This is a genomic window from Xanthomonas sp. 10-10 (assembly GCF_040182365.1).
GTDB lineage: Bacteria > Pseudomonadota > Gammaproteobacteria > Xanthomonadales > Xanthomonadaceae > Xanthomonas > Xanthomonas arboricola_F.
Genome location: NZ_CP144460.1, coordinates 1,344,250 through 1,362,306, shown reverse-complemented (window position 1 = coordinate 1,362,306; position 18,057 = coordinate 1,344,250). Strand labels below are relative to the sequence as shown.

Here is an 18,057-nt window from a genome sequence, read left to right as displayed (position 1 = left end):
CGCCTGGGCCGAATCTTGATGGCGGGGATCGGGGATTGGGGATCCGCAACAGCCACAGCAGGACGCTACCACTGGCGAATCTTCACTACCGATCGCCTATCCAGATGCAGGGCGTGCCCGCCCATCCGGCTGCATCAGGCCGGGAAGACGCCGTAGTGGCGTGCTGCCAGGCGCAGCTGCTGGCCGGTCTCGAAGCTTCCTGCCGAGGCCGGCAGTTCCACCTCCACCTCGTTGCCGGCCGGCTGCAGCGTGGCGCGCAGGCGCAGGCGCGCCCCGCTGCGTTGCGACCAGGCCACCGTGGCCGGCCAGCCGGTGTCGTCGGGCACCAGATCCTCCGGACGCACGTAGACCTCGACCGGGCCGGCGGCCAGTGCGGCGTTGGCTGCCGGCAACGCGTGGCCTGCCACCTGGATCTGCCCCTGCTCCAGAACGCCCGGGATGCGGTTCACCGCCCCCACGAACGAATATACGAACGGCGAGGCCGGTTTGTCGTAGATCATTGCAGGGGTATCGAGTTGCTCGATGCGGCCGCGGTTGAGGATGGCGACGCGGTCGGCCAATTCCAGCGCTTCTTCCTGGTCATGGGTCACGAACACCGTGGTCAACCCGGTCTGCTCGTGCAGCGCGCGCAACCAGCGGCGCAGATCGCGGCGCACCTGCGCATCCAGTGCGCCGAACGGCTCGTCCAGCAGCAGCACGCGCGGCTCGATCGCCAACGCACGCGCCAGCGCCACACGCTGCCGCTGTCCACCCGATAGCTGGGTGGGATAGCGTTGCTCCAGACCCTGCAATTGCACCAACACCAGCAGCTCTTCCACCCGCGCGCGGATGCGCGCTTCGGCCCAACGCTCGTTGCCGCGCCGCACCCGCAACCCGAAGGCGATGTTCTCGAACACGTCCATATGCTTGAACAACGCGTAGTGCTGGAACACGAAACCGACCCGGCGCGACTGCACGCTCATGCGGGTGGCATCTTCTTCACCGAACAGCACCTGCCCGCCATCGGCATGCTCCAGCCCGGCCATGATCCGCAGCAGCGTGGTCTTGCCCGAACCGGACGGCCCCAGCAAGGCCAGCAACTCGCCCTGACGCACGTCCAGGGTGATGTCGTCCAGCGCGGTGAACGTGTCGAACTGCTTGCGCAGGCGGTGGATGCGGATGCCCATGGTCACCTCAATGGCGGTGGTTGGCGGCCAGCGAATCGCCGTGCCGCCATTCCAGATACGTCTTCAGCGCCAGCGTCAGCAGCGCGGTCAATGCCAGCAGCGAGGCGCACGCGAACGCGGCGCTGTAGGCGTATTCGTTGTAGAGAATTTCCACATGCAGCGGCAACGTATTGGTGCGCCCGCGGATATGCCCGGACACCACCGACACCGCGCCGAACTCGCCCATCGCGCGGGCCGCGCACAGCAGCACGCCATACAGCAGGCCCCAGCGGATATTGGGCAAGGTCACGCGCCAGAACATCTGCCAGCCGTTCGCACCCAGGCTCAGCGCGGCCAGCTCTTCGTCGCTGCCCTGCTGCTCCATCAGCGGCATCAACTCGCGCGCAATGAACGGGAAGGTGACGAAGGTCGTCGCCAGCACGATGCCCGGCAGCGCGAACACGATCCGCGGCAGCTGGATCACCATCTCGCCCAGCGCCGGCAACTGCACCCGCCACCCCTCGTCGATCAACGGCCAGGCCCAGCCGCTGCGGCCGAAGATCAGCACGAAGATCAAGCCCGCCACCACCGGCGAGACCGAGAAGGGGAGGTCGATCAGGCTGACCAGCAGGCGTTTGCCCCAGAACCGGTGTTTGCTGATGGCCCACGCAGCGGCAACGCCGAAGATCAGATTCAACGGCAACACGATCGCCGTTACCAGCAACGTCAGCTTGATAGCCGACAAGGCGTCCGGGTCGACCACTGCACGCAGAAACGTCTCCCAACCGCCGCGCAGCGCTTCGGCAAACACCAGCACCAGCGGCAGCAGCAGGAACGCCAGCAGAAAGACCAGCGCCCCCAGAATCATCAGCCACTGCACCCAGCGCGGCTCGTTGGTGGCCGAATCGGTGATGCGGCGCGCCTGCTCGGTCATCGTGCGGGTCTGCAACATGGAAGGCAGCGATGAAACAGCATCGCTCATGCGGGCCTCCGTTGATAGCGCAATAGGCGTGCCTGCAGCGTATTGACCAGCAACAGGATCACGAACGACAGCAACAGCATTGCCGCTGCAATGGCGGTGGCACCGGCGTAGTCGAACTCTTCCAGCCGGATGGTGATCAGCAGCGGTGCGATCTCGGTGGAATTGGGCAGGTTGCCGGCGATGAAGATCACCGAGCCGTACTCGCCCACGCCACGCGCGAAGGCCAGCGCAAAGCCGGTCAGCACCGCCGGCCACAGCCCCGGCAGCACCACCCGCCATACCGTCTGCCAGCGCGAGGCGCCCAGCGTGGCAGCGGCGGCTTCCAGCTCACGCTCGCTCTCGGCCAGCACCGGCTGCACCACCCGCACCACGAACGGCAGGCCGACGAACACCAGCGCCAGCACGATGCCCAGCTGGGTGTAGGCCACCTTGATGCCGATCGCCTCCAGCCAGCGCCCGACCCAGCCGTTGCCGCCGTACAGCGCGGTCAGCGCGATGCCGGCCACTGCGGTCGGCAGCGCGAACGGCAGATCGATCACCGCATCGAACAGGCGCTTGCCCGGAAAGCTGTAACGCACAAACACCCACGCCACCCAGGTGCCCATCACTGCATTGAAGGCGCCGGCCGCAAACGCGGTGCCGAAGCTCACCCGCAGCGCCGACAGCACGCGCGGCTCGCTCCAGACCTTCCACAAGCCCTCCCAGCCCAGGCCGCTGGTCTTGATGAAAATCCCCAGCAGCGGGATCAGCACGATCAATCCCAGCCAGGCCAGGGTGATACCCAGACTCAGGCCCAACCCCGGCATCACGCGTCGGCGCGATGGCGACGCTGGGCGTGCAACCGACGTCTGCATGCCTACTTCTTGGCCTGGATCTGGTCGAACAGGCCGCCGTCGGCAAAGTGTTCCTGCTGCGCCTTGTCCCAGGAGCCGAACGCCTGCTGGATGGTCACCAGCTTGATGTCCGGGAAGCGGGCCAGGTCCGCCGGGTCGGCGAATTCCGGGTGCCGCGGACGATAGAAATGCTTGGCCGCCAGCTTCTGCCCTTCCGGCGCGTACAGATAGCGCAGATAGGCCTCGGCCACATCGCGCGTGCCGTGCTTGTCGACATTCTTGTCGACCAGCGCCACCGACGGCTCGGCCAGGATCGACAGCTTGGGCACCACGATCTCGAACTTGTCCTTGCCCAGCTCCTCGCGCGCCAGCAGCGCCTCGTTTTCCCAGGCCAGCAGCACATCGCCGATCCCGCGCTGCACGAAGGTCGTGGTGGCGCCGCGCGCACCGGTATCCAGCACCGGCACATTGCGGAACAACGCCTGCATGTAGCGCACGATGCGCTCGCGATCGCCCTTGAAGATGTGGTCGGCGTAGGCCCAGGCGGCCAGGTAGTTCCAGCGCGCGCCACCGGACGTCTTGGGATTGGGGGTCACCACCGACACCCCCGAGCGCAGCAGGTCCGGCCAATCGTGGATGTTCTTCGGGTTGCCCTTGCGCACCAGGAACACGATCGTGGAGGTATACGGCGCGCTGTTGTCAGGCAGGCGCTTCTCCCAATCGGTATCGATCAGCTTGGCCTTCTGCGCGATGGCATCCACGTCGTAGGCCAGCGCCAGCGTCACCACGTCCGCTTCGATCCCGTCGATCACCGCGCGCGCCTGCTTGCCGGAGCCGCCATGCGACGTCTCCACGCTGACCGTGTCTTGCGGGTGCTGCTGCTTCCACTGCGCCGCAAAGGCGGTGTTGTAGTCGCGGTAGAACTCGCGGGTGGGGTCGTAGCTCACGTTGAGCAGCCCGATGTCGCGCGCACCTGCCGGGCCGGCCAGGGCCAGCAGGGTGCAAAGCAGGGAAGCAAGACGGATAAGGGGGTATGTCACAACGATCTCCTGGCCGGTGGGCGCAGCTGAACAGCAAGCATGCCATGCTGCGCAGCGGCACGCGGGCGGTGAAATGACATCAGCGCCGCCGCTTATGCCGATTTTGCATGACGTAGTGGTATGCCATTGTGATCGTTAACATTGCGCTTCTTTCTTTGCCACAGCGACCGCCATGACCCGTCCGCCTGCCGCGCTCACCGCCCACTACGCCGCCGAACTGGAAACCATCCAGTCCCAGGGCCTGTTCAAGTCCGAGCGCATCATCACTGGCCCGCAGTCGGCGCAGATCACCCTGGCCGATGGCCGTAGCGTGCTCAACTTCTGCGCCAACAACTATCTGGGCCTGGCCGACCACCCGGACATCATCCAGGCTGCCAAGGACGCGCTGGACACGCACGGCTTCGGCATGGCCTCGGTACGTTTCATCTGTGGCACCCAGGACCTGCACAAGCAGCTCGAACGCACCATCGCCGATTTCTTCGGCACCGAGGACACCATCCTCTACGCCGCCTGTTTCGATGCCAACGGCGGCCTGTTCGAACCGCTGCTCGGCGAGCACGACGCCATCATTTCCGACGCGCTCAACCATGCCTCCATCATCGACGGCGTGCGCCTGTGCAAGGCCAAGCGCTTTCGCTACGCCAACTGCGACATGGCCGACCTCGAAGCGCAGCTGCAGGCGGCAGACGCGGCCGGGTGCAAGACCAAGCTGATCACCAGCGATGGCGTGTTCTCGATGGACGGCTTCATCGCCCCGCTGGACGAAATCACTACCCTCGCCCGCAAATACAACGCGCTGGTGCATATCGACGAATGTCATGCCACAGGCTTTCTGGGCGCCACCGGCCGCGGCTCGGCCGAGGTCAAGGGCGTGCTGGACCAGATCGACATCTTTACCGGCACGCTGGGCAAGGCCATGGGCGGCGCGCTGGGCGGCTTCACCACCGCCAGGCGCGAGGTGATCGAACTGCTGCGCCAGCGCTCGCGCCCCTATCTGTTCTCCAATTCGCTGCCGCCGCACGTGGTGGCTGCAGGCATCAAGGCATTCGACATGCTGGAAGCGGCCGGCGAGCTGCGCACGCAACTGGTCGACAACACCCGCTATTTCCGCGAACGCATGACCGCCGCCGGCTTCGAGCTCAAGCCCGGCGTGCATCCGATCAGCCCGGTGATGCTCTACGACGCCCCGCTGGCGCAAAAGTTCGCCGAGCGCCTGCTGGAAGAAGGCATCTACGCCATCGGCTTCTTCTTCCCGGTGGTGCCCAAGGGACAGGCGCGCATCCGCACCCAGATCAGCGCCGCGCATACCCGCGAGCATCTGGACCAGGCCATCGACGCCTTCATCAAGATCGGCCGCGAACTGGACGTCATCAAGGCCTGAGCATGCGGACGGTGCTGCGCCAACGGCTCCTGCTCGCGGCGCACACCGATGCCCAGGCGCAGTTGCTCGCCGGCAGCTGGCAGACCCGCTGCCTGCATTGCCGTCGCCGCCTGCACATCGGCATCGACGGCGAACCGCTGGGGCACACCACGCTCGAACACGTGGTCCCGCAGGCCTGGTTCGGGCGCCGCGCAGCAGCAGCGCTATGCGCGCGGGTCGGCGACGACCCCAACGATGCACGCAATCTGGCGCTGGCCTGTGCCGGCTGCAATCACGCCAAAGGTCGGCGCCACGATGCCAATGGCGCCAGCGATGCGCGCGCCGGCGAAGTCGTCGCTGCGCTGCTCAGCGCGCGTCTGGCGCGCTGGCGGGAGCCGACGTCAGCGCCTGGACTTCCTCCGCGCTGAGCGCTCGCCACACGCCTTTACCCAGCTCGCCCATCGCCAGCGGCCCGATCGCCACGCGCACCAGCCGCAACACCCCGATCTCCACGGCCGCCAGCAGTCGACGGATCTGCCGATTGCGGCCTTCGTCCAGCACGATTTCCAGCCATGCATTGCGCTCACCCTCGCGCAGCAAGCGCACCCGCTTGGCACGCAGCAGCGCGCCATCACCCTCGGGGTCGGGATCGATCACACCGGTCTGCAACTGCGCCAGCTGCCCGGCGTCGGGGCGGCAGTCGATCTGCACGTGATAGGTCTTGTCCGGGCCAGTGGCCGGATCGGTCACCGCCGCTGCCCATTGCGGGTCGTTGCTGAATAGCAGCAGGCCCTCGCTGGCCTTGTCCAGCCGCCCCACCGGTGCAATCCACGGCAGGCCGGCGCCGTCGAAACAGCGATACACCGTGTCCCTGCCCTGCTCGTCGCGCACCGTGGTGACCACGCCACGCGGCTTGTTGAGCATCAGATAGACCCGCTCAGGCCCGGCCAGCGGCTGGCCGTCCACCGCGATCGCCTGATGCTGGTCGGCACGGATCGGAAATTCGGGGTCGCGAACCACCCGCGTATCCACGCTGACGCGCCCATCGACGATCCAGCGTGCCGCCTCGGTGCGCGAACACACACCCAGCTTGGACAACACCCGCGCCAGCCCATGACGTGGCGCGGTGATGCCTGGTCCTGCCGCCGAGGCACGCGTCGGGCGCATCGGCACCGACGAACCACGGCTGCGATGCCGGGACGTCGCCGGCGGGGGCCGCCGGGTCATGCCGTCCCGACCGCGCGGCTTACTTGTTTTCGACCGGCTTGGCGTCGGCCGCCGGTGCAGGTGCCGCTGCCGCCGGCGCTGCGCCGGCAACCGGGCGCGCCTTGACCACACGCACGCCGCGCGACTTCATCCAGGCATCGAATTCTTCGGCGGTCATGCGCTTGCCGTTCTGGCTCATGTCGAAGCGCCACGGCGTGTTGTCGAATGCGGTGGTGGCCTTGTAGGCAGCCGGGTCGTTCGGGTTGACCGTGCCGCCCGGCGGAATCACCTTGGCCACGTCCTGGCAGCCTTCCACGCGCAGACGCAGCAGCACGCGGTCCACCGACTGCTCGCTGGTATAGGGCTGGGCCAACACGCCGGTGGGCATGCCCAGCTGGACGCTACGGGTATAGAACTCGGCGGCCGCCGGTGCAATGACGGTGGCGGGCAACGGCAGCGGCTGGGACACCGTGCTGCCGGCGCAGTTCGGAGCGGCGTAGGCGGCGGGAATCAAGGCGAGACAGAGCAATCCTGCCGAAGCGGTACGCAGCATCGTTGGTTCTTCCAAGTAAGAGTGTGTGATATCGACGCGGCGAGTGTAGGCAGCGATGAACGCTGTTTCAACCAGAACCGTGCCGGGATGGCAACACAGACAGCATTGCAGCCTGTGCGCAGAAGAATTGGGGACTTTCGGAGCGCACATAGACAAAACCCGGCACAAGGCCGGGTTTTGTATGGAACAAGCTAGCGGTCCGATTAGTTCTGGACGTTCAGCTCGGTACGACGGTTCTTCGCACGGCCTTCCGGATTGTCCGAACCATCCGGGTTGGCGTTCGGAGCAATCGGACGGCTCTCGCCGTAGCCGATCGGACCAACCAGACGCGACGCATCGACGCCGTTCTTGGTCAGGTAGTCGTACACGGTGGTCGCACGACGCTCGGACAGCTTCTGGTTGTACGCGTCGGTACCCTTCGAGTCGGTGTGACCGGCAACCTCGACCTTCAGGTCGGGGTAACGCTTCAGGATCTCGGTCGCTTCGCTCAGGATCGACTGTGCGTCCGGACGCAGGGTCGACTTGTTGAAGTCGAAGTTCACGCCCTTCAGGTCGATCGACACAGGAACCGGGCAACCGTCCGGACCGATGGTCTGGCCGGGCTGCGAAGCCGGGCACTTGTCGTCGCAGTTGTTGACGCCGTCACCGTCGTCATCCAGGTCTGCGCAGCTCGGGGCAACCGGAGCCGGAGCCGGCGGCGGAGCGGTCGACGGAGCCGGTCCCAGCGGGATCACGACGCCGACCGAAGCCAGCACGTCGCCGAACCAGTCTTCCTGCGGAGCAGCAACGCTCTGGTCGTTGAAGTCGGCGCGGTAGGCCAGTTCAGCACGCACGGCGACGCGCTTGTCGAAGGTGGTCTGCAGACCGACACCAGCCTTGGCGGCAAAGTTGCCGTCCTTCTGCTGGCCCGGCGAAACCGGGTTCGGAGTTGCGTCGAACTCTTCTTCCGAACGCTGGTAGCCCAGACCGAACAGCAGGTAGGGGTTCCAGCCGCGGCCTTCCTGGATGAAGTGGCGACGCAGGTCGAACGAGATGCCGTACTGGCTCCAGTTCTGATCCTGGTTGGCATCGAAGTTCGGGTTCTGATAGTTCAGTTCACCGTCGATCGACCAGTTCGGGCTGACAAACTTGCCCAGGCCCAGGGTGACGAACGGAGCATCATTGGTCAGACGATCGCTGTCCTGGAAGTTGAAGCCAGCGCTACCGGTCAGGTACCAACGGTCATCGAACTCCTGCGCGGACGCAGCCTGGGCAACTGCCAGACCGCCGAGCAACGCGGCAGTGAGAATTTTCTTGTTCATTTATACAGCTCCTTCTTTGGGAGATAAACCGATAGAGGCGTTGTTCTTGGTAAAGATGCTCGTCACATCCAGAGCCATCGGGGCGCAGATTAAGCCGGCCTCAGTGAAGATCGCGTTAACGGTCATATAACATGTGAAAGCAATCACCATGGCGGCGGAGCCCATCCAATACTACGTATACAGTTTCATGAAGGAAAGGACCGGGCACCCACTTTCGCCAGTCAATGCATCTGAACGGCAGCCCACTTGAGCCTGTTGAATACGGTTCCAGACAGGGCGTTTTGCGGGGGCTTGGTGAGCGCAAAAAACCACATTGGTGAACGCAATGCCCCGGCCGAGCTGAATTGCGGAGTCGGTTATTGCAGCCGCCTCACTCCACAACGCACCCTGAACTCCCCACCAGGAGCGTCCCGATGAAAGCCGTCGCCCTCACCCGTTATCTGCCGATCGATGATCCGGCATCGCTGCTTGACATCGACGTCCCCGCCCCCGCCGCGCCTTCGGGGTATGACTTATTGGTACGGGTGGAAGCGATCTCGGTCAATCCGGTCGATACCAAGGTGCGTGCGCCCAAGCCGCAGCCACTGACCGAGCCAAAAATCCTGGGATACGACGCTGCGGGCGTGATCGAGGCGGTGGGCCCGGACGTCACTGCGTTTGCCGTGGGCGACGAGGTGTACTACGCCGGGGATATCGGCCGGCCGGGGAGCAACGCGCAGTATCAGCTGGTGGATGCGCGCATCGCCGGCTGCAAGCCCACTTCGCTGAGCTTTGCGCAGGCGGCTGCCTTGCCATTGACCACGCTCACCGCCTGGGAGCTGCTGTTCCAGCGCATGCCGTTCGCATTCGATGGCGCACGTAACCGCGGCCGCCATCTATTGATCATTGGCGGTGCCGGCGGGGTGGGATCGATTGCGATCCAGCTGGCGCGACATGCCGGCTTCACCGTGATCGCCACGGCCTCCCGCCCGGAGAGCGTCGAATGGGTGCGGCAGATGGGTGCGCAGCACGTCGTCGACCACCACCAACCGCTGCACGCGCAGTTGCGGGCACTGGGCCTGCAACAGGTGGATGCGGCGCTGAATCTGGCCGATACCGACCGCTACTGGCAGCAGTTGGGCGAGATCCTGGCGCCGCAGGGGCATGTCGGCCTGATCGTCGAGCCACGCAGCCCCCTGATGATTGGCGACCCGTACAAGTCAAAGTGCATCGGCATCCATTGGGAGCTGATGTTCGCGCGGTCGCGCTACGCCACCGACGATATGGTGGAACAGCATCGCATCCTCAACCGTGCCGCGAGCCTGATCGACGCCGGCGAGCTGCGCACGACACACACCGAAACGCTGTCGCCGATCAACGCCGACAACCTGCGGGAAGCGCATCGGCGGCTGGAGAGCGGCAGCACCATCGGCAAGCTGGCGTTGGCCGGGTGGTAGCCACAGCGGGTAGCGCCGCCTGTTTGCGCGGAAACACTGCAGACAGACTGGGACTACGCCCGCCATCGGCTGCGCGGCGATGGCCAGGCATGCCCGCTACATGATGGTCAGGCGCCGCCCATGGCGGGCCCGCGCATAACCGATGCGGTGAAGTCAGCCAGGCAAGGTCTGCATCGCGGCCGGCAGCTTGGGACTTGCCGCCACGCCCGTTTGCCTGCATCGTGCGCACTCCGTACGCCAGCGTATCCATATCATGTCGCCCGCCACCGGCCCGTCCGCCTCGTCCTTCCCGCACCTGTTCACGCCACTCGATCTAGGTTTCACCCAATTGCGCAACCGCGTCCTGATGGGCTCGATGCACACCGGGCTGGAAGATCGGGCGCGCGATTTCCCCAGGTTGGCCGCCTATTTCGCCGAACGGGCCGCAGGCGGTGTCGGCCTGATCGTCACCGGCGGCTTCTCGCCGAACGTGGTGGGTTGGCTCAAGCCGTTTGGCGGCAAACTGTCCTGGCCCTGGGAAGTCCGCCCGCACCGCCAGGTCACCCGCGCGGTGCACGAGCACGGCGCCAAGATCTGCATGCAGCTGCTGCACGCCGGGCGCTATGCCTACCACCCGTTGTCGGTGGCGCCGTCCAGGCTGCAGGCGCCGATCAATCCGTTCACTCCGCGCGCATTGTCGGCAGCGGCGGTGGACCGGCAGATCGCCGCGTACGCGCGCGCCGCGCGGCTGGCGCGCGAGGCCGGCTACGACGGTGTCGAGGTGATGGGCTCGGAAGGCTACCTGATCAACGAGTTCACCGCCGCGCGTACCAACCAGCGCAACGATGCCTGGGGTGGCGACGCGACCAAGCGCATGCGGTTTGCGGTGGAAATCGTGCGCCGCATCCGTGAAGCCTGCGGGCCCGACTTCATCATCATCTACCGGCTGTCGCTGGTGGACCTGGTCGAAGACGGCAACCAGTGGCAGGAGATCCTGGCGCAGGCGCAGGCCATCGAAGCCGCCGGCGCGACCATCATCAACTCCGGCATCGGCTGGCATGAAGCGCGCGTGCCGACCATCGCCACCTCGGTGCCACGCGCCGCATTCGCCGGCGTCACCGCCAAGCTCAAACCGCATCTGCGCATTCCGGTGGTGGCGAGCAACCGCATCAACATGCCGGAAGTGGCAGAACGCATCCTGTCCGACGGCGCAGCAGACATGGTGTCGCTGGCGCGCCCGCTGCTGGCCGACCCGCAGTGGACCAACAAGGCCCGCGCCGGGCAGTCGCACACCATCAATACGTGTATCGCCTGCAACCAGGCCTGCCTGGATCACGTGTTCGAAAACAAGCTCGCCACCTGCCTGGTCAACCCGCGCGCCGTACACGAAACCGAGCTGATCTATACACCTACCGCAACGCCCAAGCGCATTGCCGTGGTCGGCGCCGGACCTGCGGGCCTGGCCTGCGCGACGGTGGCGGCCGAGCGCGGGCATCACGTCACCTTGTTCGATGCGGGCAGCGAGATCGGCGGGCAGTTCAATGTGGCCCGGCGCATCCCGGGCAAGGAAGAATTCAACGAAACACTGCGCTATTTCCGTCACCGGATCGAAGCCACTGGCGTCCAGCTGCGTCTGAACGCGCCTGTGCAGGCAGCAGACCTGAAGGACTTCGACGAGGTCGTGCTGGCGACCGGCATCGAACCGCGCAAGGTCGACTTTCCCGGTGCCGATCACCCGATGGTGGTGAGCTACCTGGACGTGGTGCTGGGCCGGCATGTGGCTGCTCCCAAGGTGGCGATCATCGGCGCAGGTGGCATCGGTTTCGATGTCGGCGAATTTCTGGTGCACGCCGGGGAGTCGCCGGCGCTGGATCCGCAGCGATGGATGGCCGAATGGGGCGTGGACCCGACCTTCGAAGCGCGCGGCGCGCTGGCCAAGCCGCAACCCGAGCGCCCTGCCCGTCAAGTCTGGCTGCTGCAGCGCAGCCCCGGGCGGCCAGGTGCCCGCCTGGGCAAGACCACCGGCTGGATACACCGCGCAACGCTCAAGGCCAAGGGCGTCAAGATGCTCGGCGGCGTGGAATATCTGGGCGTGGACGACGCCGGACTGCGCATTCGCGTGGAGGGCAACGAGCAATTGCTCGACGTCGGCACCGTGGTGATCTGCGCCGGTCAGGAACCGCGACGCGAGCTGCTGGCCGCGCTGCAGGCCAACGGCCAGCAACCGCACCTGATCGGCGGCGCGGACGTGGCCGCCGAGCTGGACGCCAAACGCGCGATCAACCAGGCCAGCCGACTCGCTGCGCTGCTGTGATCGGTGCGCGCACCCGCTGAGGCGGTGCCGCGCCGTCCGGGACAGATGTCCACCCAGGTGCAAGCCCTTCTCCGCTTGGGAGGGGCTTTGAAGCTGCGCCATCATGGCCGCCGCTCTCGTCCGTACTAGCGCCATCCCGCGTCGACGCGTGCGCGGTTCTTCGTAGTGTCTTGGCGCTGCGCTATAAGCGGCGGATGCCGCCTGCTTCGAAGACGTGCCTGATCCCTACCCTGTCAATGGAAACGTTGCTGGCGTACACGGCTGCGCATTTCGGCAAGAGTCTGCTCTGGTACACCGGCGAGCTGCTGCTGATCTTCGCCCTGACCGAATACGTGGGACTGAGTGCAACAGCTGCCGGCGTGTCGGTCGCTGCCGGGCTGCTGGTCAGTGCCGCAATGGGGCTACTGGCTGCGCGCCGCTGGCAAGCGGGCATCAGCCTGGCATGGGCGGGGCGCACGCAATGGCGAGGCATGGCGCTGGCGGCGGCGGCGATGTCATTGCTGTTTTTGGTGCCGCTATTGCCGCCGCCTGCACGCCTGCCCTGCGTGCTGTTGCTCAGCCTGCCGTTTCGCGCGGCCTACGCCATCGGCGATGTCGCGCAGAACACGTTACTTGGGCTCTGCCGTTGGCCTTGGCGCGGAGCGCAAGGCGTAAGCGCACTGCGCTTGATCGGCAGCGGTCTGGCTGCATTATCGATGAGTGCAGCGATCGGGCTGCTGCTCTCCAGGCCGCATGCGGGTGCTGCCATGGCGATGACGGTGGTTTGCATTGCGAGCTGCATTGCAGTGACCGCGTCGTGGTGGCTGCGTCTGACGCTGCAACCGCAGACGCAGCACGTCAACAGCGTACCAACGGATCGATCGTTCACATCCTTGCGCCACCATCCACTGTTGCCGCTGATGGTGATCGCGCTGCTGTCGCTGACCTTGCCTACGTTTACCAAACTGGCGCCGTATCTGGCGCAGACACTGATTATTTCGCAACGTTGGGGCAGCGCGCTGCTGATCAGCTATGCCATTGGCTCGGTGGTCGTACAACCGCTGGCAGCGCGTCTGCATACCGGCGCGTTCCAGCGCCTGGGATACAGCGGCGCCGCGCTGGCAGGCTGTGGGCTGCTGTTTGCGCTGCAGACAACCCGCAGCACCTGCCTGGATGCGGCGCTGGCACTTTGCATGGGCATGGCCGCGGGCAGCGCCGGACAATGGGTCTGGGCGCGCCATGCCGAACTTTCCATGCAGTACGGCCCCATCCAACAAGCTCGCCGCTCTGCCGTGCTGACAGCGGTGGCACAGGTTGCGCTTGCGCTAGGCAGCACGGTGGTCGGCCTGCTGTTGCAGCTTTACAACGACCACGGCGCAGCTCAAGCGCAACTGGCATGGTCGATGGCAATCGGGCCTGTCGCCTGCGGCGCGGCCTGTCTGCTGCTGGCCTGGAACAACCGTGTATCGCGACTTGAGCGACGACTGGCCGCAGAAGCGACACCACAATCGAGACCATTACACACTTGACTGCCTGTATCCGGATGCACCCAAAGCCGATCCTTGACCAGACCGGCGCGAAGATAGTTTGTTGAATCTGCACCGAACCATTTAGCGGCTGATAAAACGTAGCGAACAGTGGCCAAATGAGCGTGGACGGCGCACGGGAACAGCAGTCTACGAACGGAAAACGCCGACTGCGGGCAACGGCCGCGCAAGCCTGGTGGCTGGGCAGTTCTTTAGTCGCCCTCAGGCGTCACTTGTAGTGACCAACATAGCCGACGCTCGAAAAAGATCCTTCCGTTTTCGCTGCCGAAGCCACGCGCATATTCGATATGCATCGTCACCCGACGACTTGCTTGCTTTGAAGCTGCGGTTGCCGGCGTGCGTATGATCATAGATTGGGCTCCAGCATCCACTCGCGATGCGCATGACCGTCGCGATGAGCATCATGACAGCCACCTAGCTTGGCGATCTCGAATATACGCCTCGCGAGCGAAGCCTGAGCGCATCACGATTGAGCACCCATGAGTGCGACAACCCGGCCATCAGAATCGTTGCGATAGCGATGCGATAACGCAACGTCCGACATCGCATGCGAGTTCATGCTGCGCATCGTCAACGGCTTGCTCGACGATACCGACAGATGCGCAGTGCCCACGCATGCAATCGCGTGCGACGGACCATCATCGTCGACTCGATGACGCGCAGGTTCGCCGCGTGTCTTTTCGTAGCCCAGAAGAAACGTGCAGCCGGCGTGAACGCAGAATCAGCCAAACGTCTTGCTGCACAGTGCACGCGATATCGGAACCAGGCACTGCACGCACCCGTGTCGCCTGGGCGAATGCGACGCGCGTTACAGCTGCCTTGCGTGCTGTGCCTTGGGCATAACGCAGACACCGCCGAAGTCGCGCCGCGTCAACCCCGCCCATTCAGCCAAGATTATGTGATCGCCGCCTACCTTGCGCCAACTTTTTGACCCACCTCACTTGGTGGGCACCTTCGGTAGATCCCTCTTTCACCGAAGACCGGGCGGCCCGTGACAGGTCGCCTCCCCATGACGCCAAGCCTTTCGTATTGGTGCATCCACCTTGGATGCTCTGCGGACCGGCCCATACGGAGCAAGGAGTTGTATGAAGATGATTTGGATATTCTGGCTGGCGCAATTGATGCCGCAGCCAGCTGCAGATTCACTGTGCTTGAGTACGACCGTTTATCTGGAAGCGCGCGACCAGACCTTGCGCGGCCAACAGGCTGTCGCTGAAGTTGCGTTGCGTCGACTGGACAGCGGCTTGTGGGGCGACTCGATGTGTGAGGTGGTCACTGCACGCAAGCAGTTTGCACCGACGATCGTCGCGCCAGGCACGCAGTTGAAGAACGACGACGCCTGGAACAAGGCATTGGGTGTTGCCCTCGCCGCCGAACGCAACTGGGCGTTGCCGGTGGGCCAGCGCAAGGAGATCGTGCCTGGCGCGAGCCACTTTGCTGCCAGCGCGATTGCCAGCCCGAGTTGGCGGAATGCGTATCAGGTTGCCACCATCGGCGATCACACTTTCTACCGCGTGCAGAAGCTGCGCCCGCGGACTGCGTCGTAGCGACAGCGTGCGCCGATAGCGCGTTGCAACGTGTCCGAACCGTTGCGATGACGCGGCCGGCCAACAGCGACAGGTTGTCGCACACGCCAGTCGATGCGCGACTGCGCAGCATGCCCCCCGATGCAGCCGAGCGCCCGGTGCGTGCAGCCCGCAGATCGCTACGCGTGACGATGCCGATGGGCGGCAGCGCCCAGGCCACCGCCGATGGGCAGGCGGCACAGCTTGCCGCACAACCCGGCTAAGCTTGCATCCCCTCTTCACCATTGGATGCACATGAAGCTCTACACCAAGCCCGGCGCCTGTTCGCTTGCAGACCACATTGTGTTGCGCTGGTCCGGGCTTCCGTTCGACCTGGTCGTGGTCGATGCAGCAACCATGAAGTCGCCCGAGTATCTGCAGCTCAATCCCGCTGGCGCAGTGCCGTTACTGATGGTCGATGATTGGGCCCTAACCCAGAACGCGGCCATCCTGAATTACATCGCCGATGTTGCGCCGCTCACCAGCCTTGGCGGTGATGGCAGCGCGCGCAGCCGCGCCGAAATCAATCGCTGGATCGCCTTTTCCAATGCCGATGTACATCCGACCTTCAAGCCGATCTTCGGCAGCACGGCGTATCTGCAGGATCAGGCATTGATCGCGCGCAGTCACGACGATGCACGCAGCAAGTTGCGCGCTCTCTACACACGCGTCGATACGCATCTGCAGGGCCGGCAGTGGTTGGCCGGCGACAGCCATACCGGCGCCGATGCCTATCTGTTCGTGACCTTGCGGTGGGCCAACAAAGCCGGCGTCGACCTCACCGGCCTGACCGCGCTGGATGCGTTCTTCAAGCGCATGCATGCCGATGCCGATGTGCAGGCCGCCCTGAAGGCCGAAGGCCTGTCGTAATCGGCACTGCGGCCTGACAGCTGGCGTAACGTCACACGGCAAGCCGCCCCTCGCAGCGCCTGCGGGTCGTCACCACGCATTGCCCGCAAACGATCGCAACATATCGAGCTCCGCATGCAGGTCCAGCGCCTGCACGTGGACACAAAAAAACGCCGGGCAGTGCCCGGCGTTCTTGTAGCAACGCGCTGCGAATCAACCCAGCAGATGCGACACGCCGCTGCGCTCTTCTTCCAGCTCGGCCAGGGTCTTGTCGATGTACTTCTGGCTGAAGTCGTCGATCGGCAGATCCTTGACGATGGTGTACTTGCCGTTTTCGGTGGTGACCGGGAAGCCGAACATCACCCCTTCCGGAATGCCGTAGGAACCGTCCGACGGCACGCCCATGGTGACCCACTTGCCGTTGCTGCCCAGCACCCAGTCACGCACGTGATCGATGGCGGCATTGGCAGCCGATGCGGCCGAGGACAGACCGCGCGCCTCGATGATCGCCGCGCCGCGCTTGCCCACGGTCGGGATGAAGGTAGACGCGTTCCATTCCTGGTCGTTGATCGCATCGCCTACCGAAGCGCCATCGGAGGTGGCGAAACGGTAATCCGGGTACATGGTCGGGCTGTGGTTGCCCCACACCGCCAGCTTCTCGATGCCGGCCACCGGCTTGCCGAGCTTGACCGAGAGCTGGCTCAGCGCACGGTTGTGGTCCAGGCGCAGCATCGCGGTGAAATTCTTGGGGTCCAGGTCCGGCGCCGACTTCATGGCGATATAGGCATTGGTGTTGGCCGGGTTGCCGACCACCAGCACCTTCACGTCGCGCTTGGCGACCTTGTTCAGGGCCGCGCCCTGCGCGGTGAAGATCTCCGCATTGGCCAGCAGCAGATCCTTGCGCTCCATGCCCGGGCCGCGCGGACGCGAACCGACCAGCAGGGCGACATCGACGTCCTTGAAGGCCACTTCGGCGTCGTCGGTACCGACCATGCCCGCCAGCAGCGGGAATGCGCAGTCTTCCAGTTCCATCATCACGCCCTTGAGGGCGGCCTGGGCTTTCTCGATCGGCAGTTCAAGCAACTGCAGAATGACCGGCTGGTCCTTGCCCAGCATTTCTCCGGAGGCGATGCGGAACAGCAGGGCATAGCCGATCTGGCCGGCAGCGCCGGTCACAGCAACACGAACAGGTGCTTTCATGGGGTGTTTCCTCTGCTAAAAAGCGTTGGGGGTCGCGCGCTGGCGGGGGCCGCAAGGCCTGGCGGCGCGCATTGACAAGCAAACGGCCGCGCAAGGCGGCCGTTCGACGGGGGGCTGCGATCAGGCGGCGAGGATCTTGTTCCACTCCGCAACGCGGTCGGCCTTGGCGGCCAGCACGGCGTCGGTGTCGCCTTCGATGGTGAGCGTGTTGATGGTGTCGCCCTGGGCAACGCTGTCCACCACGTCCAGGCCCTGGGTGACCTTGCCGAACACGGTGTGCTTGCCGTCCAGCCACGGGGTGGCGGTGTGGGTGATGAAGAACTGGCTGCCATTGGTGTTCGGGCCGGCATTGGCCATGGACAGCACGCCGCGCTCGTGGCCGACGCCGTTATTGGTCTCGTCTTCGAAACGGTAGCCCGGGCCGCCGCGGCCGGAACCTTCCGGGCAACCGCCCTGGATCATGAAGTCGGCGATGACGCGGTGGAAGCTCAGGCCGTTGTAGAAGCCGCGCTTGGCCAGATTCACGAAGTTGGCGACGGTCAGCGGCGCCTTCTCCGGATACAGCTCAACAACGATCGGGCCGCGGGAGGTGTCGAAAGTGGCGATCAGGGACATGGAAATCCTTGCAGGTTCTGGGGTGATCAACAGCCCATTAGGATACACCCGGGCGCGTGGACGACCGCGCAGTTACGACCATGGTCCAACGACGTGGCCGGGCCCGGATCCTGAGCGCCGTCACGCTGGCTGAATGGGCGATCTGAACCGACG

Annotated in this window: 16 protein-coding genes, 1 other RNA gene and 1 pseudogene; 8 read left to right on the top strand and 10 right to left on the bottom strand. The window is 65.1% G+C overall.

The annotated features are described in order from the left end of the window. Positions 1–134 precede the first annotated feature (134 nt). The 4 genes and pseudogenes from VZ068_RS05825 to VZ068_RS05810 all read right to left on the bottom strand — a co-directional run bounded on the left by VZ068_RS05825 (position 135) and on the right by VZ068_RS05810 (position 4,080). Positions 135–1,166: a sulfate/molybdate ABC transporter ATP-binding protein gene (locus VZ068_RS05825; protein ID WP_349657135.1), complete on the bottom strand. Its 1,032-nt coding sequence runs from the start codon at positions 1,164–1,166 to the stop codon at positions 135–137. 7 nt (positions 1,167–1,173) lie between these two features. Beyond that, positions 1,174–2,127, bottom strand: coding sequence for a sulfate ABC transporter permease subunit CysW (gene cysW, locus VZ068_RS05820; RefSeq protein WP_259152830.1), 954 nt, complete (start codon positions 2,125–2,127; stop codon positions 1,174–1,176). Continuing rightward, a complete protein-coding gene (gene cysT / locus VZ068_RS05815; RefSeq protein ID WP_259152829.1) occupies positions 2,124–2,981 on the bottom strand; it encodes a sulfate ABC transporter permease subunit CysT in 858 nt (285 codons plus the stop codon). The genes cysW and cysT overlap by 4 nt, the downstream gene beginning before the upstream one ends. A gap of 2 nt (positions 2,982–2,983) precedes the next feature. Next, a pseudogene (locus VZ068_RS05810) lies at positions 2,984–4,080 on the bottom strand (sulfate ABC transporter substrate-binding protein). 92 nt (positions 4,081–4,172) lie between these two features. Here VZ068_RS05810 and kbl point away from each other — a divergent pair. Further along, positions 4,173–5,381: a glycine C-acetyltransferase gene (gene kbl / locus VZ068_RS05805; RefSeq protein ID WP_259152828.1), complete on the top strand. Its 1,209-nt coding sequence runs from the start codon at positions 4,173–4,175 to the stop codon at positions 5,379–5,381. Between the two features lie 2 nt (positions 5,382–5,383). Further along, complete coding sequence (locus VZ068_RS05800; protein WP_349657134.1) at positions 5,384–5,788, top strand: HNH endonuclease; 405 nt, start codon at positions 5,384–5,386, stop codon at positions 5,786–5,788. Here the strand turns inward: VZ068_RS05800 and VZ068_RS05795 are convergent. The 3 genes from VZ068_RS05795 to VZ068_RS05785 form a co-directional block, all read right to left on the bottom strand. After that, entirely contained in the window at positions 5,727–6,587 is an 861-nt protein-coding gene (locus VZ068_RS05795; RefSeq protein ID WP_349657133.1) for a pseudouridine synthase, read from the bottom strand. The genes VZ068_RS05800 and VZ068_RS05795 overlap by 62 nt on opposite strands. Positions 6,588–6,606: 19 nt before the next feature. After that, the gene (locus VZ068_RS05790) at positions 6,607–7,119 is read right to left on the bottom strand and encodes a hypothetical protein (RefSeq protein ID WP_349657132.1); all 513 of its coding nucleotides are present in this window, start codon (positions 7,117–7,119) and stop codon (positions 6,607–6,609) included. Between the two features lie 203 nt (positions 7,120–7,322). Next, positions 7,323–8,420, bottom strand: coding sequence for an OmpA family protein (locus tag VZ068_RS05785; protein ID WP_005998405.1), 1,098 nt, complete (start codon positions 8,418–8,420; stop codon positions 7,323–7,325). A 413-nt stretch (positions 8,421–8,833) separates the two neighbouring features. Between VZ068_RS05785 and VZ068_RS05780 the strand changes: the two genes are divergently transcribed. The 3 genes from VZ068_RS05780 to VZ068_RS05770 all read left to right on the top strand — a co-directional run bounded on the left by VZ068_RS05780 (position 8,834) and on the right by VZ068_RS05770 (position 13,657). Further along, complete coding sequence (locus VZ068_RS05780; RefSeq protein ID WP_349657131.1) at positions 8,834–9,856, top strand: zinc-binding alcohol dehydrogenase family protein; 1,023 nt, start codon at positions 8,834–8,836, stop codon at positions 9,854–9,856. Positions 9,857–10,109: 253 nt separating this feature from the next. Then, the gene (locus tag VZ068_RS05775; RefSeq protein ID WP_349657130.1) at positions 10,110–12,149 is read left to right on the top strand and encodes an NADPH-dependent 2,4-dienoyl-CoA reductase; all 2,040 of its coding nucleotides are present in this window, start codon (positions 10,110–10,112) and stop codon (positions 12,147–12,149) included. 236 nt (positions 12,150–12,385) lie between these two features. Next, a complete protein-coding gene (locus tag VZ068_RS05770) occupies positions 12,386–13,657 on the top strand; it encodes an MFS transporter (RefSeq protein WP_349657129.1) in 1,272 nt (423 codons plus the stop codon). An 86-nt stretch (positions 13,658–13,743) separates the two neighbouring features. Here the strand turns inward: VZ068_RS05770 and VZ068_RS05765 are convergent. Beyond that, a non-coding RNA gene (locus VZ068_RS05765) (sX9 sRNA) lies at positions 13,744–13,819 on the bottom strand. Between the two features lie 941 nt (positions 13,820–14,760). Here VZ068_RS05765 and VZ068_RS05760 point away from each other — a divergent pair. The 3 genes from VZ068_RS05760 (at position 14,761) to VZ068_RS05750 (ending at position 16,110) form a co-directional block, all read left to right on the top strand. Then, positions 14,761–15,222, top strand: a complete 462-nt coding sequence (locus tag VZ068_RS05760; RefSeq protein WP_055846073.1) for a cell wall hydrolase — start codon at positions 14,761–14,763, stop codon at positions 15,220–15,222. A 110-nt stretch (positions 15,223–15,332) separates the two neighbouring features. Beyond that, positions 15,333–15,464 (top strand): hypothetical protein, encoded by a 132-nt coding sequence (locus VZ068_RS05755; RefSeq protein WP_259166322.1) that lies wholly within the window; start codon positions 15,333–15,335, stop codon positions 15,462–15,464. 31 nt (positions 15,465–15,495) lie between these two features. Then, positions 15,496–16,110, top strand: coding sequence for a glutathione binding-like protein (locus VZ068_RS05750; protein ID WP_349657128.1), 615 nt, complete (start codon positions 15,496–15,498; stop codon positions 16,108–16,110). A gap of 192 nt (positions 16,111–16,302) precedes the next feature. Here VZ068_RS05750 and VZ068_RS05745 read toward each other — a convergent pair whose 3' ends face one another. Next, on the bottom strand, positions 16,303–17,289 hold the full coding sequence (locus VZ068_RS05745) for a malate dehydrogenase (RefSeq protein ID WP_259152815.1): 987 nt from the start codon (positions 17,287–17,289) through the stop codon (positions 16,303–16,305). Positions 17,290–17,409: 120 nt separating this feature from the next. Then, positions 17,410–17,904: a peptidylprolyl isomerase gene (locus VZ068_RS05740; protein ID WP_039413197.1), complete on the bottom strand. Its 495-nt coding sequence runs from the start codon at positions 17,902–17,904 to the stop codon at positions 17,410–17,412. Positions 17,905–18,057 lie beyond the last annotated feature (153 nt).

Excerpts from the sequence above, each read along its gene's own strand:
- VZ068_RS05825 (WP_349657135.1), bottom strand. The coding sequence starts at position 1,166 with ATGGGCATCCGCATCCACCGCCTGCGCAAGCAGTTCGACACGTTCACC.
- cysW (WP_259152830.1), bottom strand. The coding sequence starts at position 2,127 with ATGAGCGATGCTGTTTCATCGCTGCCTTCCATGTTGCAGACCCGCACG.
- cysT (WP_259152829.1), bottom strand. The coding sequence starts at position 2,981 with ATGCAGACGTCGGTTGCACGCCCAGCGTCGCCATCGCGCCGACGCGTG.
- kbl (WP_259152828.1), top strand. The coding sequence starts at position 4,173 with ATGACCCGTCCGCCTGCCGCGCTCACCGCCCACTACGCCGCCGAACTG.
- VZ068_RS05800 (WP_349657134.1), top strand. The coding sequence starts at position 5,384 with ATGCGGACGGTGCTGCGCCAACGGCTCCTGCTCGCGGCGCACACCGAT.
- VZ068_RS05795 (WP_349657133.1), bottom strand. The coding sequence starts at position 6,587 with ATGACCCGGCGGCCCCCGCCGGCGACGTCCCGGCATCGCAGCCGTGGT.
- VZ068_RS05790 (WP_349657132.1), bottom strand. The coding sequence starts at position 7,119 with ATGCTGCGTACCGCTTCGGCAGGATTGCTCTGTCTCGCCTTGATTCCC.
- VZ068_RS05785 (WP_005998405.1), bottom strand. The coding sequence starts at position 8,420 with ATGAACAAGAAAATTCTCACTGCCGCGTTGCTCGGCGGTCTGGCAGTT.
- VZ068_RS05780 (WP_349657131.1), top strand. The coding sequence starts at position 8,834 with ATGAAAGCCGTCGCCCTCACCCGTTATCTGCCGATCGATGATCCGGCA.
- VZ068_RS05775 (WP_349657130.1), top strand. The coding sequence starts at position 10,110 with ATGTCGCCCGCCACCGGCCCGTCCGCCTCGTCCTTCCCGCACCTGTTC.
- VZ068_RS05770 (WP_349657129.1), top strand. The coding sequence starts at position 12,386 with ATGGAAACGTTGCTGGCGTACACGGCTGCGCATTTCGGCAAGAGTCTG.
- VZ068_RS05760 (WP_055846073.1), top strand. The coding sequence starts at position 14,761 with ATGAAGATGATTTGGATATTCTGGCTGGCGCAATTGATGCCGCAGCCA.
- VZ068_RS05755 (WP_259166322.1), top strand. The coding sequence starts at position 15,333 with ATGCCCCCCGATGCAGCCGAGCGCCCGGTGCGTGCAGCCCGCAGATCG.
- VZ068_RS05750 (WP_349657128.1), top strand. The coding sequence starts at position 15,496 with ATGAAGCTCTACACCAAGCCCGGCGCCTGTTCGCTTGCAGACCACATT.
- VZ068_RS05745 (WP_259152815.1), bottom strand. The coding sequence starts at position 17,289 with ATGAAAGCACCTGTTCGTGTTGCTGTGACCGGCGCTGCCGGCCAGATC.
- VZ068_RS05740 (WP_039413197.1), bottom strand. The coding sequence starts at position 17,904 with ATGTCCCTGATCGCCACTTTCGACACCTCCCGCGGCCCGATCGTTGTT.